This is a genomic window from Arthrobacter sp. GW822-FHT05G07, assembly GCF_058799755.1.
Window position 1 is genome coordinate 278,391 of record NZ_JBXALT010000003.1, and the last position, 14,458, is coordinate 292,848.

Genomic DNA, 14,458 nt, shown 5'->3' on the forward strand with positions numbered 1-14,458 from the left:
AAATGGAAGGCACCATCAACGGCTCCCTCAACCTCATCGGCTACGGTCTCTCGGCCATCGGCGGTGGTATCGGTGTGGGTCTCGTGTTCGCCGCGTACATCAACGGTGTTGCACGTCAGCCGGAAGCTCAGCGTGTGCTGCAGCCGATCGCGTTCCTTGGTCTGGCACTGACTGAAGCTCTCGCCATCCTCGGCCTGGTCTTCGCTTTCGTTCTTTCCTAGTCCTTAGAACCAAGCGAATCCCAAGCACGAGTAGATAGGACGGGTGAAATATGAATCAGCTGATCATCTCAGCCGCCACTGAAGGCGCTGCGGAGGCTAATCCGCTCGTTCCCAACGTCTGGGAAATGGGCGTAGTCCTCGTGGGCTTTGCGGTCCTCATGTACATCGTGGTCAAGTTTGTTGTCCCGATGTTCGAGAAGACCTTCGCAGAGCGCGCCGAAGCAATCGAAGGTGGCATTGCAAAGGCCGAAGCGGCCCAGGCGGAAGCTTCTGCAGCTCTTGAAGAGTACAAGCAGCAGCTCACCGATGCCCGTGCCGAAGCCAACCGCATCCGCGAAGAAGCACGCGCCGAAGGCGCCCAGATCCTCGCGGACCTGAAGGCAAAGGCTGCGGCAGAATCTGCGCGCATCACTGAGCAGGCACACGCTGCCATCGAGTCGGAGCGCCAGGCAGCTGTTGTCTCGCTTCGCTCCGAGGTTGGCACTTTGGCCACTACGCTGGCCGGCCGCATCGTTGGGGAAGCACTCACCGACGACCAGCGCGCCGCACGCGTTGTGGACCGCTTCCTTGCAGATCTGGAGACCCAGAGCGCAGGTGCAGCTAAGTAATGGCAGGTATATCGAGCGAATCGCTGACCACAGCACTGGCGCAACTGGAAGCCAAGCTTCCCTTCGCCTCGCTGCAGTTGGCTAAGGACCTCTTCGGAATCCTGGGAACGGTGGACAGCTCGGCTGGCTTGCGCCGCGCCCTGACTGACCCGTCCCGTTCCGGTGACGAGAAGTCGGCGCTGGTCAAGCAGCTGGTTGGCGGAAAAGTCTCCGCTGATGCTGCTGAGATTGCAGGCGGATTGGCCAGCTCGCGCTGGGCATCGGCACGCGATATCGGCGATGCACTCGAGACGCTTGCTGCCACGGTTGTCATTGCCGTAGCTGAAAACAAGTCGGCCGTTTCTGCCTCCGGTATCACGGGGCTGGAAGAGCTGGAAAACGATCTGTTTGCCTTCAATCAGGCCGTCGCCTCCAGCCACGAGGTACAACGTGCTCTGTCTGAGCCGCAGGCATCTCCCGCGGCGAAGATTGCACTGGCCGAGAAGCTTGTTCCTGGCAGCAGCGAGGAAGCAAAGGTTCTCATCAGCCAGGCAGTTACGCAGCCGCGCGGTGTCAAGCCGAGCAAGCTTGTCGATTCATTCGCCAAGCTTGCAGCCAAGCGTCAGCAGCGCTGGATTGCAACTGTCAGCGTTACCCGTCCGTTGACGGAAACGCAGGCCAGCCGTCTGCAGGCCGGGCTGGATGCCCTGTACGGCCGCGAACTGAAGGTCAACGTCAATGTTGACCCCGCACTGATCGGTGGAATCCGCGTGCAGGTGGGTGACGAAGTGCTCGACGCTTCGGTTATCGCCCGTCTGACCGAACTCCGCCGCCAGCTCGCTGGCTAGCGAAGACAAAGCACAACTTAACTGATATAAAACCCGGTCATCGTGAGCAACGATGATCACGAAAACAGGAGAGCAGGGACTGCAGATGGCCGAATTGACCATCAACGCCGACGACGTCCGTAATGCGTTGAACGAGTTCGCGGCGTCCTACGAACCCGGAAACGCAGAGCGCGTAGAGGTTGGTCGTGTGACCACCGCAAGTGACGGCATCGCCCGTGTTGAGGGTCTTCCCTCGGTCATGGCGAACGAGCTGCTTCGCTTCGAAGATGGCACGCTGGGCCTGGCCCAGAACCTTGACGTCCGCGAGATCGGTGTCATTATCCTCGGTGACTTCACCGGTATTGAAGAAGGCCAGGAAGTTCACCGTACCGGTGAGATCCTGTCCGTCCCGGTTGGCGATGCCTTCCTGGGTCGCGTCGTCGACCCCCTGGGCCAGCCGATCGATGACCTCGGCGAGATCAAGGCCGAAGCCACCCGTGCCCTGGAACTTCAGGCTCCGGGCGTTACCGAACGCAAGTCGGTTCACGAACCGATGCAGACCGGCCTCAAGGCTATCGACGCCATGATCCCGATCGGCCGTGGCCAGCGTCAGCTGATCATTGGTGACCGCCAGACCGGCAAGACCGCCATCGCCGTGGACACCATCATCAACCAGAAGGCCAACTGGGCTTCGGGAGATGTCACCAAGCAGGTACGTTGCGTCTACGTCGGTGTTGGCCAGAAGGCTTCCACCATCGCAGCCGTTCGTCAGACACTAGAGGATCACGGCGCACTGGAGTACACCACCATCGTGGCGTCCCCGGCATCTGACCCCGCCGGCTTCAAGTACTTGGCACCGTATGCAGGTTCGGCCATCGGCCAGCACTGGATGTACGGCGGCAAGCACGTTCTGGTGATCTTCGATGACCTGTCCAAGCAGGCCGAAGCCTACCGCGCCGTATCCCTGCTGCTGCGTCGTCCGCCGGGACGCGAAGCCTACCCGGGTGACGTTTTCTACTTGCACTCCCGTCTGCTGGAACGTTGTGCCAAGCTCTCTGACGAGCTCGGTGCAGGTTCGATGACCGGTCTGCCGATCGTTGAAACCAAGGCAAACGACGTTTCTGCCTACATCCCGACCAACGTGATCTCCATTACCGATGGCCAGATCTTCCTCCAGTCGGACCTCTTCAACGCCAACCAGCGTCCCGCTGTTGACGTTGGTGTGTCCGTGTCCCGCGTTGGTGGCGCTGCACAGGTCAAGTCCATGAAGAAGGTCTCCGGTACCTTGAAGCTGGACCTGGCTCAGTACCGCGACATGCAGGCATTCGCTATGTTCGCCTCTGACCTGGATGCTGCTTCCCGTCAGCAGCTGACCCGTGGTGCACGCCTGATGGAACTGCTGAAGCAGGGCCAGTACTCACCGTTCCCGGTTGAGAACCAGGTTGTCTCCATCTGGGCCGGTACCAACGGTTACCTGGACGACGTTCCGGTTGAGGACATCAGCCGCTTCGAGTCCGAGTTCCTGGAGCACCTCACGCACAAGTCCTCCATCCTGACCACGCTGGCACAGACCAACGTCCTGGATGACGACACCGCTGCAGCCTTGAAGGAAGCAATTGTTTCCTTCAAGAAGGGCTTCTTCGGCGAAGGCGACAACCACTTGGTTGGCGCTGGCCACGAAGAGCACGCAGCGATCTCCGGCGGCGACGTCGACCAGGAAAAGATCGTCAAGCAGAAGCGCTAGTTTCGATAACCTGCTCTGCCGGGGTCCGCAAGGGCCCCGGCAGGGCAGCACATCGGGAACTTAGGAAAGGATAAGTATGGGAGCCCAGATTCGGGTCTACCGTCAGAAGATCAGCTCGACGACGTCGATGCGCAAGATCTTCAAGGCGATGGAACTGATCGCTACCTCGCGCATCGGTAAGGCCCGCGCCCGCGTAGCAGCTTCACTGCCTTACGCGAACGCGATTACCCGCGCCGTTTCTGCTGTCGCAACTCAGAGCGAAATCGACCACCCGCTGACCACCGAGCCGGAGCAGATCCGCCGCGCCGCAGTCCTGATCATTACATCGGACCGCGGCCTTGCAGGATCCTACTCCGCGAGCGTGCTCAAGCAGGCTGAAGGTCTCACCGAGCTTCTTCACGCAGAAGGCAAGGAAGTCAAGGCGTACCTGGTTGGCCGCAAGGCGCAGGCGTACTTCGATTTCCGCAACCGGTCCTACGCCCGCGTATGGACTGGTGGCACGGACGCACCGGAATTCGAAACCGCGCAGGAAGTCGGAGCTGCACTTCTTGAAGACTTCTCCACTGACTTCGAAGAGGGCGGCGTGGACGAGATCCACGTTGTGTACACCCGCTTCAAGTCCATGGTGACGCAGGAGCCTACGGTCATCCGTTTGCTCCCGCTGGAGGTCGTCGAAGAGGAAGCAGCCTCGGAATCCGAGCTGTTGCCGTTGTACGAGTTTGAACCGGAAACAGAGCAGGTGCTTGACGCACTGCTTCCGCGTTACATCGAGTCCCGCATCTTCGCAGCCATGCTGCAGGCCGCAGCTTCCGAGCTCGCAGCCCGCCAGCGCGCTATGAAGTCGGCCGGTGACAACGCTACGGATTTGATCAAGAAGTACACGCGCCTTCGCAACACGGCCCGCCAGGCCGAGATTACGCAGGAGCTTTCCGAAATCGTGGCCGGCGCAGACGCCCTCGCGTCCTAGCCAGCAACGGATTCGGCTCGAAGCCGCACCTGCACCAAACAGATAAACTTAACCCCACGCCATCTACTGAGTGAAGTGAGAGAGATGACTGCCACTGCTACCGAACACGTAGCTACGGCCGGTGCCACCGGCCGCATTGCCCGTGTTATTGGTCCGGTTGTCGACGTCGAATTCCCGGCTGACGCAATCCCCTCGATTTACAACGCTCTGACCACTGAGATCACTCTCAACGGCCAGACCAAGACCATCACGTTCGAGACGTCACAGCACCTGGGTGACAACCTCGTTCGCGCCATCTCCCTGCAGGCAACCGACGGCCTCGTCCGCGGTACCACCGTGCAGGATTCCGGTGCTCCCATCTCCGTGCCCGTTGGCGACGGCGTCAAGGGCCACATCTTCAACGTTCTCGGCAAGCCGCTGGACGTCGAAGAGTCGGAGATCAAGGCAGACGCCTACTGGCCGATCCACCGCAAGGCTCCGTCCTTCGCTTCCCTCGAGGGCTCTACGGAGATGCTCGAGACCGGCATCAAGGTCATCGACCTTCTCACCCCGTACATCAAGGGTGGAAAGATCGGCCTGTTCGGCGGCGCCGGCGTTGGCAAGACCGTTCTGATCCAGGAAATGATCACTCGTGTTGCCCGCAACTTCGGTGGTACTTCGGTATTCGCCGGTGTTGGCGAGCGTACCCGTGAAGGTAACGACCTCTGGGTTGAAATGGAAGAGGCAGGCGTTCTCAAGGACACCGCCCTTGTATTCGGCCAGATGGATGAGCCGCCGGGAACGCGTCTGCGCGTGGCCCTGTCTGCCCTGACCATGGCGGAGTACTTCCGCGATGTCCAGAACCAGGACGTGTTGCTCTTCATTGACAACATCTTCCGCTTCACGCAGGCAGGTTCGGAAGTTTCCACTCTGCTCGGCCGTATGCCGTCCGCTGTGGGCTACCAGCCGAACCTTGCTGACGAGATGGGTCTGCTCCAGGAGCGCATCACGTCCACCAAGGGTCACTCCATCACGTCGATGCAGGCTATCTACGTGCCGGCTGATGACTACACCGACCCGGCTCCGGCAACGACCTTCGCACACCTCGACGCGACCACGGAACTTTCCCGTGAAATCGCATCCCGTGGTCTGTACCCGGCCGTTGACCCGCTGACGTCCACCTCCCGTATTCTGGATCCCCAGTACATCGGCAAGGATCACTACAACACGGCAGTCCGTGTCAAGCAGATCTTGCAGAAGAACAAGGAACTCCAGGACATCATCGCCATCCTCGGTGTTGACGAACTGTCTGAAGAGGACAAGATCGTCGTGTCGCGTGCACGTCGTATCCAGCAGTTCCTCTCGCAGAACACCTACACCGCCAAGCAGTTCACCGGCGTCGAGGGCTCCACCGTGTCCATCAAGGACACCGTTGAAGGCTTCACTGCCATCTGCGACGGCGAGCTTGACCACATCGCAGAGCAGGCGTTCTTCAACGTCGGCGGCCTGGATGACGTCGAGCGCAACTGGGCCAAGATCCAGGAACAGACCAAGTAGTATGGCTGAGCTCGAGGTTGAGATTGTCGCAGCGGACCACTTCGTGTGGTCCGGTGCGGCCAAGATGGTGAAGGCCCGCACCAGCGATGGTGAAATCGGAATCCTGCCGGGCCACTCGCCCCTTCTGGCCATCATGGCCGCGGGCGAGCTGGCAATCCAGCCGGTTTCCGGTGATCGCATTGCGGTGGTTGTTGACGGTGGATTCTTCTCCGTAGACAACGACCGCGTGGTGATTGTTGCTGACAACGCCAAATTGGGCGAAGCGGCTACAGCGGGGATCCGATAGCACGACCTTGATGGACGATTCCCTCATTCCGTTCATCGCCCTGGCAACAGCGTTTACGTTGCTGATCATTTCACTGTGCCTTTTCGGGGTGCGCCGCTTCAATCTGCGGCGCGCCCTGGGCACGGTCGACGCCTCCATTTGCATGGCTGGAAACAGCTGGCAGATGGGGGTTTGTCGTTATCAGGACAACGAGCTCGAGTGGTTCCGCCTGATGTCCCTCAGCGTCATCCCTAAGCACAAGTTCAAGCGCAGCTCGCTTGAACTGCTTGGCCGCCGCCAGCCCACGGAAGATGAACTCGTCAGGATACAGCCCGGCGTCGTAGTGGTGGAACTGCAGTACGAAGGTAAAGAGTTCATGCTCGCCATGAATTTTGACGCCTACGCTGGTTTGTCCTCCTGGCTCGAGGCCGGGCCGGTCATCGGCGTCGGAACCTGGCGTTAGGCGCCATGGACTTTCTTTCGGACGTGAGTCTGGTGGATGGGCCGTTCCTCTGGTTCAGCATCGCCTGTGGTGCGGCCGGAGGGGCCTACCTTCTCTGGCGTCGACGACGTTCCTGGTTGCTGCTCGTCCTGGCCAGCCTGGTGGTCTCCATAGGCGCTGTGGCGCTGATTCATTGGGTCCTTGTGGACCTTACCGCCACGTTTTCTGAGAATCTGCCTTTTGAGACTCTGGCCTGGGCGGTTCCTGCTGTCGCGGCTGTGCTCCTGTGCGCCGCGCGCTTCCCCCAAGGTTCCTGGCCCGGCCGCTCGCTTAGTGTGGCCGCAGTGCTTGGCGTTGTGCTCCTCTGCGTGGTTCAGATAAATCTCTATTTTGGACTGAACAACACCGTCTCGGACTTATTGGGTACGGCGGTAGCGCGCATACAGCCTCTCGAAGCAAGCCTTAAGCGCGCTGCGGACGCGAAGCCCGGCCCTGCTCTTTCCGCATGGAAAGCTCCGGATTCCATGCCCCGCAACGGCATCATGCGCAAAGCCGGGATTCCCGGTACTGCTTCCGGGTTTACTGCTCGGGAGGCCTATATCTACTTGCCGCCGGCTTATCACACGGTGCCTCGTCCAAGCCTTCCTGTGCTTGTGCTCTTCGCTGGGCAGCCGGGCGGTCCTGCGGACTGGCTGTCTGGTGGCCAGCTCCGCACGCTCCTGGACAAGTTCGCCGAAGCACACCAGGGGATCGCCCCTGTCACCGTGGTGGTGGACCCCAACGGCTCAGCCAACGCCAACACTATGTGCATGGACAGCAACATCGCCTCCGTGGACACCTATCTTTCACAGGATGTGCCGGCGTGGATCACTGAGACGTTGAATGTCTCCAAGGATCACAAGCAGTGGGCAGTTGGCGGTTTCTCCTTTGGCGGTACTTGCGCCATGCAGATGGGAACCTCACACCCGGATGTGTACGCGTCCATCCTGCCTTTCGCCGCCGAGCGGGAACCCGCTCTCGCCAAGGATAGAAACAAGACCATTTCGGACTCATTCGACGGCGATGTTGAAGCTTTCGAATCCAGGACTCCCTTGGTGCTGATGGAGCAGCGCAACTTTGCCGGCAGCGGGGTGTATCTGGTCTCGGGTGAAGCTGACCGCGAGTTCACCGACTACATGCATGAGCTTGCTGACGCGGCAAGAACTGCCGGTTTTGAAACCGAAGAACATGCCATTCCCAATGCCGGGCACTCCTGGGACGCAGTGATACGTGGAATGCCTGGTGGACTCGATTTCCTGGCTGCCCGATGGGGGTTGCCGCGGTGAGCCTTGCCCTGAAGGGTGTGATCGAGCCAGCTATGGGGCAGGCGGGCCGGCATCTGCGGTCCACACCGTTCACTCTGCTGGTTCTTGCCCTTTTTGTGGGCCTCTCGTTGGTATCCGCGAGCTTCCTGACGGGGCCACCTGAGCCTTGGCTTCCGGTGGCAAGTGTGTCGCTGGAGGGTCTGCGGTCGGGGGATTGGTGGTCTATTTGGACATCGTTGTTCTTCACCACCAATCCGTTGGCTTATGTCACGGCCGTTCTCATGATCGTGTTTCTCCTTGGCCCGGCAGAGCGACACCTGGGCTCGCTAAAGACCGCGGGGGTGTTCTTCGGCAGCCAGTTCGCTTGCATCTCGGCGTTCTTCCTTGTGACCCAAGTGGCGCAGTACGCCGATGACGGGTGGCTCTCCGGGATGGCTGATATCCGCCTGATTGGACCCTACGGCGCAGTTCTGGCCACCGCTTTGGCCGCCAGCGCCCTCCTGCCCACTTTGTGGCAGCGGCGCCTGCGCACTGTGGTGCTCTCCATCTCCGTGCTGCTGGTGCTCTATGTAGGACACGCAGAGACGGTGGTCGGCTTCCTGGGCGCGCTGATCGGCTTGCTCACCGGGTGGTGGATGCAAAGCAGCCAAGGTCATCTCCACCTTCACCGGTCAACCAGCCGTGAGGTCAGGAACCTCCTCTCACTGACCATGGCAATCTTCGCTGTGGGTCCTATCGTGACCGCTGCAGCCAAAAGTCCATCCGGGCCTTTGGCTCTGTTGCGGGACGTCATCCTCAACCCCCTACCTACCCTGAGCCAGCTGGAAAGCAACTGCGGGGGCACCATCGATGTCGCTTGCCTTGAGATTGCCCGCCAGGGGTACACAGGTCCGTTCGGCTTGGCTCTGGCGGTGGTGCCGGTGGTCTTGCTCCTGATTTGTGCCGACGGCATGAGGCGGGGACGCCGGCTGGCGTTGGGGATTGCCATCGGCGTGCAGTTGGTGGTAGTCGTCTTGTCCACGATCTACCTTGGCCTCTTCGCCGGTATGCCGCGACCGGTGGGCCGCCCCCATGTGGGAATGCTCAACTCTGCTGTGGTTCACATCATTCCGCTTGTGCTGGTCCCCTTGGCCTTGGCACTTCTCCTTTTCGCGTACCGGGGCCATTTCCGGGTGGTGACTTCGGATCACCTCCGCCGGAAAGTGTTCTGGCTGGTTGGCCTCACCGGGGGAGGGCTTAGCCTGGCTTACACCGTGGTGTGGTTGGCATCGGGCGGCTTGGTTCGCGACGGCGGCATGCTGGGTTTGGCGGCTGAGCTCGCCAGACAGTATCTCCCGGTTCCGCTTCCTGGTGTCTACCGGAAGGTTTTCGCCGAGCGTGACGTAGTGGAAGTCTTCCTCTTTTCTTACTCGGGGACGGTGTTTTGGCTCGTCGCGTTGCTTGGTGTGTGGATGCTTCTGATCCGCGGGCATCACACCGGCGGACTTGACCTTCAGGCGCGCCAAAGGGCCCGTGCCCTGGTGAAGCGCGGCGGAGATTCCTTGTCATGGATGGCTCTCTGGGAGCCGAATAAGTACTGGTTCGCTCCCGACGGCACCGGGGGAGTGGCCTACCAGCAGCACAGCCACGTGGCGTTGACGTTGGCGGGTCCCTTCGGACCACGGCAGCACCATTCGACCACTGCGAAAGGCTTCCTGGAGTACTGCTCACAGCATGCGCTGACACCATGCCTCTACTCCTGCACGGACGAGCTCTGGCCTATGCTGCAATCACGTGGATTCCGCCGCGTCTCGGTTGCCCAAGAGACACGGCTGCGGATAAGGGGCCTGGAGTTCAGGGGCAAAGAGTGGCAGAACGTCAGAACATCTCTCAACCGTGCCGCGAAAATGGGGATCACGGCAAGCTGGGGTCGGTACTCTGACCTTCCGCATGGGGTGCGTGCCCAGGTGAGTGAGGTCTCAGAGGAGTGGGCAGCGCAGAAAAAGATCCCGGAAATGGGCTTCACCATGGGCGGCTTGGACGAGTTGGATGACGACGACGTCCTGTGCTGCGTTGCTGTGGATGACACGGGCTTTGTCTACGGTGTGACCAGTTGGCTTCCTGTCTATGAGGATGGCGCGGTTGTCAGTTGGACGTTGGACTTCATGCGGCGGCGAGGCGATGCCTTCCCGGGAGTCATGGAGTTCCTGATCGCTTCCGCCGTATTGCATCTGCGGGATTCCGTGGAGCTGATTTCTTTGTCCGGTTCGCCCTTGGCCCGGGAAGAGAGCGAAATCGAGCAGCGGGCTAAAGGCCTGGCCGGAATACTGGAGGTGGTTGGGCAGGCCTTGGAACCTGTTTACGGATTCAGGTCGTTGGCTTCTTTTAAGTCGAGATTCCAGCCCGAGTACAGAACGCTGTACATGTATTATCAGGACCCGCTGCATCTTCCTGCAATAGGACGGGCGCTCAGCAGGGCTTACCTTCCGGGATTGTCAGTCCGGCATTCCGCGCGGCTGCTCCGGAGCTTGGTTGGTTGAATTGTCAACACCTATTTGGAGGACCCTTTTGGTATTTCTTCAAACTTAGTAACAAGCCTTGTTGACAAGCTCATATTCCGGCTTGCATTCCTGATGTTAAGACACGTTGACCCCGGCTCGAAAGCCAGGGTCAGCGTGTTTGTTGGACCTGCCACAAGCAAAGGTCAACGGGTAAGACTAGACCACCGTAACGCCGGTTGCCTGGGGGCCCTTAGCTCCCTGACCGATCTCGAACTGAACGCGCTGGTTCTCATCGAGGGTCTTGAAGCCACCGGTCTGGATCTCGGAGTAGTGAACGAAAACGTCTCCGTCCGCGTCATCCGGGGTGATGAAGCCGAAGCCCTTTTCAGCGTTGAACCACTTGACGGTTCCCAGTGCCATGTATTTCTCCTCATTGTGGAACATCAGTCCGATACACCTCGTACCGGGTTTGTTACTCCGCGAGAAGACCTGAATACCATCCAAGCCGGGGCTTGATTGATTCGCAGGAGCTTCACGCTCGCAACTGGTCTTGCGAGCATGAAAACCACCTACACAAAGACTGCTACAACACTTTCACGAGCTATGCCGGAGGTCAACGGTGTTTTGGGCAATTCAGGAAAATTTTCGGTAAAAAGAAGGTAACGTCGGCCTCTGGAATTCATCAGGGCCGTTTTCCCGGTGCACCTAGGACAACCACTGGCCATTGCGCATTACGCCCGTCAGTTCCAGATCCTCGTTTGTTACAACGACATCGGCTCGCAGGCCCCGTCGAAGCCCGCCTATTTCGTCGGAAAGTCCCAGAACGGCGGCCGGAACCGCCGTCGCTGAGCAAATCGCATCGGGAAGCGCGACGCCGGCTGCCACCGTTTTGCTGACGACTTCCAGGAGGGTGGAGGTGCCTCCCGCGATGGATCCTGTGGCATCCAGTGTGGCCACACCACCACTGACGGTGACGGGAGACGGGCCGAGCATGTAGTTTCCATCGGCTAGTCCTGCTGCAGCCATGGAATCCGTCACCAACACAATATTCCCGGCTCCCACCAACTGGAAGACGGTGGCTACCGTGCTGGGGTCCAGGTGAGTTCCGTCTGCGATGAGTTCAACAACTGCCTTTCCCTCCTGGGCCATGCGCAGACACGCAGCAACGGGACCAGGGGCGCGGTGATGCAGGGGAGGCATCCCATTGAAAAGGTGCGTGACCGTAGGGAGTGAGCTCACGCCGTCGAACCCTGCTGACTCGAGCCCCTCGCGGGCGGCAGCCAGCGACGCCGTAGCCGTAGCGTCGTCGCAATCCGTGTGCCCCAGCGACGGTGTGACGCCATGCGATGTCATCAGGTCCACCAAGGCAGATGCGCCCGGAAGCTCCGGCGCATAGGTCATGGTGGCGAGCTTGCCGGCCGCGGCGCCCACGAGCTCGTCCATCAACTCGAGGTCGGGTTCCAGCAAGTAATCAGGATTCTGGGCCCCGCACCGGGCATGGGAAAGGAAAGGGCCTTCAAGGTGAATGCCCGCCACCAGGCCTTCGTCCACGAGCTTCACGTAGAGTTCAATGCCGCGGAGGAGGTCGGCCCGTGGAGCGGTGACCATGCTTGCAAGGAACGTCGTGGTTCCGGACCGATGCAGAAACTCCACAGCCTTGCGCGCCGAGGCTTCTTCGCCGCTGGGGAAATCGCCACCGTTGCCGCCGTGGCAGTGAACGTCCACAAGGCCGGGGAAGAGATAGCTTCCGCTGGGAATTCCCAAACGGATTGCGCTCTGAAACCCTTCGAATTCTTCGGGATCAAAACCATTGGCCGGTCCCGCATAGGCGATCCGGTCCCCGTCCACGGCAACCAGGCCGTCTTCCACCACCTCGCCGTCGCTGACAAGCGTTCCTCTGATGATCTGATGGCTTGGAGCGGAGGAGGGAAAACGGGATGCGGCAGTCATGATTCTGATTCTAGTGGCCTGCGGCACACTCTCTCGAAGACGGGAATTCAGAAGAGCCGCGACTCGCTGTCGTCCACGCCGCGCATGGCGTCATAATCCAGAGTGACGCAATCGATACCGCGATCGTTTGCCAGTACTTTCGCTTGGGGCTTGATTTGTTGGGCGGCGAAGATCCCCCGCACCGGCGCCAGCAGGGGATCGCGGTTGAGCAGTTCCAGATACCGGGTGAGTTGCTCGACGCCGTCGATGTCTCCACGGCGTTTCAGCTCAATGGCAACGGTGGCACCGGCAGCGTCCCTGGCCAGAATGTCTACAGGACCAATGGCTGTGAAGTACTCGCGGCGTATGAGGGAGTAGCCGGACCCCAGAAGCTCGATTTGCTCGGCCAGCAACCTTTGAAGATCTGCTTCGACTCCGTCCTTGATCAGGCCGGGATCGGTGCCGAGCTCGTGCGAGGTGTCGTGCAGTTGCTCGTAGATGTTGATGATGAGGCGATCATCCGTTTTGGCGGACTGAACAGTCCACTGTTCCACCACCCCTTCCTCCACTTCGGTCTCCTCCGGTGAGGTCACCCGAAGGGTCGCAGGGGGGCTCATCCAGTTCAGCGGCTTGTAGGAGCCGCCGTCGGAATGCACCAGCACCGAACCATCAGCTTTGACCAGCAGGAGCCGGGTAGCGAGGGGAAGATGGGCCTTGAGGCGGCCAACGTAATCAACAGAACAACGGGCTATGACGAGTCGCACCCGCCCCACATTACCGTCTCACCATCTGCAACAGCATGGCTGGGGCAGAATGGAAGCATGCCCCGCTCCAACCGTCCTCGTCGCAACGCGTCCAGCACACGCTCCGGCAACACCGGAGGCAAGTGGACGGAACCGACGCCGGAGCTGGACCTTGAGCGTGCGCGTGGGGGAATTGCGAGGCGCGAAAGCGCGCCGGACGGGGACTGGATGGTGCGCACCATGACGGCCAAGAAAGCAGAGAAGCAATACATCTGCCCTGGTTGTTCTACCGCGATCATGCCCGGAATAGCGCACTTGGTGGTGTGGTCGGACAGCCATCTCTTCGGCCAGGCCGCGGGCTTGGCTGAGCGCAGGCACTGGCACACCAATTGCTGGACTTCACGGACGTACCGCTACCGCTGATTCCCTTAGGCTTGATTGCATGACTTTCGACCCCGCCTCGTTCGTTTTCACCCCGCAGGAAGCGCCCTCGGAAATTCGTGCTTCCACGGTCCTCCCTGCCCTGCGCGAGAATGTGGAATTCACCACTGAGGATGGCAAGGTGCTGGTGGGTGAGCTCGCGCTCCCGGCATCAGGAGAAATCACCGCCACGCTGATCACCCTCCACCCGCTGCCCACGCACGGGGGATTCATGGATTCGCACGTTTACCGCAAGGCCTCCTACAGGCTGCCGGCTTTGGCAGGAGTTGCTGTCCTCCGCTTCAATACCCGGGGCACAGCGTCGCCGCGCGGCACCAGCGACGGCCAGTTCGAGGAAGGCCTCGGGGAGCGCTATGACGTTGAAGCTGCAGTCAGGTTCGCCGTAGAACGCGGCCTGCCCAACCGCTGGCTCGTGGGGTGGTCCTTCGGAACCGAACTTGCCCTGATGTACGGGGCGGTGGATCCCGTCGCAGCGCAGGTTGAGGGAGCTGTGCTGCTGTCCCCGCCATTGCACCGCGCCACAGACGTGCACCTTAAGGAGTGGGCAGCCTCCGGGAAGCCCTTGACAGTCCTCGTGCCTGAACACGACGACTACCTGCAACCTGCCGAAGCGGCCCAGCGGTTCAGCCTCGTGCCGCAGGCCCGGCTTGTCGGCGTCGACGGCGCCAAGCACCTCTGGGTTGGCGAGAAGTACGCGGCGCGCGTCCTGGATGAAATAGTCGACGACGTCACTCCGGCGGGTGCCGGAGCGGCCGGCCTTCCCCGGGAGTGGGCGGGGTCGGTGGCGAGTGCCTAGCTCGGTGGCGAGTGCCTAGCCTGGTGGCGAGTGCCTAGCCTGGTGGCGAGTGCCTAGCCTGGTGGCGAGTGCCTAGCCTGGTGGCGAGTGCCTAGCTCGGTGGCGAGTGCCTAGCTCGGTGGCGAGTGCCGGCCCGGCCGCCGAGTTGCTTACAGATAATGCCCCTAAACATCGCG

15 protein-coding genes are annotated in these 14,458 nt (G+C 60.7%); 12 read left to right on the plus strand and 3 right to left on the minus strand.

Features of this window, described 5'->3' with window-relative positions; translation table 11 throughout:
• Positions 1-2 precede the first annotated feature (2 nt).
• The 10 genes from atpE to AC1RJY_RS06460 all read left to right on the plus strand — a co-directional run bounded on the left by atpE (position 3) and on the right by AC1RJY_RS06460 (position 10,412).
• On the plus strand, positions 3-221 hold the full coding sequence (gene atpE, locus AC1RJY_RS06415) for an ATP synthase F0 subunit C (RefSeq protein ID WP_011775261.1): 219 nt from the start codon (positions 3-5) through the stop codon (positions 219-221).
• Between the two features lie 50 nt (positions 222-271).
• A complete protein-coding gene (locus AC1RJY_RS06420; protein ID WP_011775260.1) occupies positions 272-829 on the plus strand; it encodes a F0F1 ATP synthase subunit B in 558 nt (185 codons plus the stop codon).
• Positions 829-1,656, plus strand: a complete 828-nt coding sequence (locus tag AC1RJY_RS06425) for a F0F1 ATP synthase subunit delta (protein ID WP_014922175.1) — start codon at positions 829-831, stop codon at positions 1,654-1,656. Before AC1RJY_RS06420 ends, AC1RJY_RS06425 begins: the two co-directional genes overlap by 1 nt.
• Positions 1,657-1,741: 85 nt before the next feature.
• The gene (atpA, locus tag AC1RJY_RS06430; protein WP_011775259.1) at positions 1,742-3,379 is read left to right on the plus strand and encodes a F0F1 ATP synthase subunit alpha; all 1,638 of its coding nucleotides are present in this window, start codon (positions 1,742-1,744) and stop codon (positions 3,377-3,379) included.
• Positions 3,380-3,455: 76 nt separating this feature from the next.
• Entirely contained in the window at positions 3,456-4,346 is an 891-nt protein-coding gene (locus AC1RJY_RS06435; RefSeq protein ID WP_011775258.1) for a F0F1 ATP synthase subunit gamma, read from the plus strand.
• 84 nt (positions 4,347-4,430) lie between these two features.
• Positions 4,431-5,882 carry a F0F1 ATP synthase subunit beta gene (atpD, locus tag AC1RJY_RS06440; RefSeq protein WP_014922173.1) on the plus strand — a complete coding sequence of 484 codons (1,452 nt, stop codon included), beginning with the start codon at positions 4,431-4,433 and terminating at the stop codon, positions 5,880-5,882.
• Position 5,883: 1 nt separating this feature from the next.
• Positions 5,884-6,168, plus strand: a complete 285-nt coding sequence (locus AC1RJY_RS06445) for a F0F1 ATP synthase subunit epsilon (protein ID WP_014922172.1) — start codon at positions 5,884-5,886, stop codon at positions 6,166-6,168.
• 10 nt (positions 6,169-6,178) lie between these two features.
• On the plus strand, positions 6,179-6,610 hold the full coding sequence (locus AC1RJY_RS06450) for a DUF2550 domain-containing protein (protein WP_014922171.1): 432 nt from the start codon (positions 6,179-6,181) through the stop codon (positions 6,608-6,610).
• A 5-nt stretch (positions 6,611-6,615) separates the two neighbouring features.
• Positions 6,616-7,914 carry an alpha/beta hydrolase gene (locus AC1RJY_RS06455; RefSeq protein ID WP_498601865.1) on the plus strand — a complete coding sequence of 433 codons (1,299 nt, stop codon included), beginning with the start codon at positions 6,616-6,618 and terminating at the stop codon, positions 7,912-7,914.
• The gene (locus tag AC1RJY_RS06460; protein WP_498601866.1) at positions 7,896-10,412 is read left to right on the plus strand and encodes a bifunctional lysylphosphatidylglycerol flippase/synthetase MprF; all 2,517 of its coding nucleotides are present in this window, start codon (positions 7,896-7,898) and stop codon (positions 10,410-10,412) included. Before AC1RJY_RS06455 ends, AC1RJY_RS06460 begins: the two co-directional genes overlap by 19 nt.
• Before the next feature lie 177 nt (positions 10,413-10,589).
• Here AC1RJY_RS06460 and AC1RJY_RS06465 read toward each other — a convergent pair whose 3' ends face one another.
• From AC1RJY_RS06465 to nucS, 3 genes are all read right to left on the minus strand, one after another.
• Positions 10,590-10,793, minus strand: a complete 204-nt coding sequence (locus AC1RJY_RS06465; RefSeq protein ID WP_017199737.1) for a cold-shock protein — start codon at positions 10,791-10,793, stop codon at positions 10,590-10,592.
• 285 nt (positions 10,794-11,078) lie between these two features.
• Complete coding sequence (locus AC1RJY_RS06470; RefSeq protein ID WP_014922169.1) at positions 11,079-12,323, minus strand: N-acetylglucosamine-6-phosphate deacetylase; 1,245 nt, start codon at positions 12,321-12,323, stop codon at positions 11,079-11,081.
• Positions 12,324-12,370: 47 nt separating this feature from the next.
• The gene (gene nucS / locus AC1RJY_RS06475) at positions 12,371-13,066 is read right to left on the minus strand and encodes an endonuclease NucS (protein WP_014922168.1); all 696 of its coding nucleotides are present in this window, start codon (positions 13,064-13,066) and stop codon (positions 12,371-12,373) included.
• 57 nt (positions 13,067-13,123) lie between these two features.
• On the opposite strand from nucS, the gene AC1RJY_RS06480 reads away from it, so the two are divergent.
• Both AC1RJY_RS06480 and AC1RJY_RS06485 read left to right on the plus strand, forming a co-directional pair.
• Positions 13,124-13,468 (plus strand): Rv1322 family protein, encoded by a 345-nt coding sequence (locus tag AC1RJY_RS06480; protein WP_014922167.1) that lies wholly within the window; start codon positions 13,124-13,126, stop codon positions 13,466-13,468.
• A gap of 19 nt (positions 13,469-13,487) precedes the next feature.
• Positions 13,488-14,282, plus strand: a complete 795-nt coding sequence (locus AC1RJY_RS06485) for an alpha/beta hydrolase (protein ID WP_498601868.1) — start codon at positions 13,488-13,490, stop codon at positions 14,280-14,282.
• Positions 14,283-14,458 lie beyond the last annotated feature (176 nt).

Bases quoted from the DNA above. Each gene is read 5' to 3' on its own strand.
- AC1RJY_RS06435 (WP_011775258.1), top strand. From the start codon at position 3,456: ATGGGAGCCCAGATTCGGGTCTACCGTCAGAAGATCAGCTCGACGACG.
- AC1RJY_RS06470 (WP_014922169.1), bottom strand. From the start codon at position 12,323: ATGACTGCCGCATCCCGTTTTCCCTCCTCCGCTCCAAGCCATCAGATC.
- AC1RJY_RS06485 (WP_498601868.1), top strand. From the start codon at position 13,488: ATGACTTTCGACCCCGCCTCGTTCGTTTTCACCCCGCAGGAAGCGCCC.
- AC1RJY_RS06425 (WP_014922175.1), top strand. From the start codon at position 829: ATGGCAGGTATATCGAGCGAATCGCTGACCACAGCACTGGCGCAACTG.
- AC1RJY_RS06465 (WP_017199737.1), bottom strand. From the start codon at position 10,793: ATGGCACTGGGAACCGTCAAGTGGTTCAACGCTGAAAAGGGCTTCGGC.
- AC1RJY_RS06460 (WP_498601866.1), top strand. From the start codon at position 7,896: ATGGGGGTTGCCGCGGTGAGCCTTGCCCTGAAGGGTGTGATCGAGCCA.
- atpE (WP_011775261.1), top strand. From the start codon at position 3: ATGGAAGGCACCATCAACGGCTCCCTCAACCTCATCGGCTACGGTCTC.
- AC1RJY_RS06450 (WP_014922171.1), top strand. From the start codon at position 6,179: ATGGACGATTCCCTCATTCCGTTCATCGCCCTGGCAACAGCGTTTACG.
- AC1RJY_RS06445 (WP_014922172.1), top strand. From the start codon at position 5,884: ATGGCTGAGCTCGAGGTTGAGATTGTCGCAGCGGACCACTTCGTGTGG.
- AC1RJY_RS06480 (WP_014922167.1), top strand. From the start codon at position 13,124: ATGCCCCGCTCCAACCGTCCTCGTCGCAACGCGTCCAGCACACGCTCC.
- AC1RJY_RS06455 (WP_498601865.1), top strand. From the start codon at position 6,616: ATGGACTTTCTTTCGGACGTGAGTCTGGTGGATGGGCCGTTCCTCTGG.
- atpA (WP_011775259.1), top strand. From the start codon at position 1,742: ATGGCCGAATTGACCATCAACGCCGACGACGTCCGTAATGCGTTGAAC.
- AC1RJY_RS06420 (WP_011775260.1), top strand. From the start codon at position 272: ATGAATCAGCTGATCATCTCAGCCGCCACTGAAGGCGCTGCGGAGGCT.
- atpD (WP_014922173.1), top strand. From the start codon at position 4,431: ATGACTGCCACTGCTACCGAACACGTAGCTACGGCCGGTGCCACCGGC.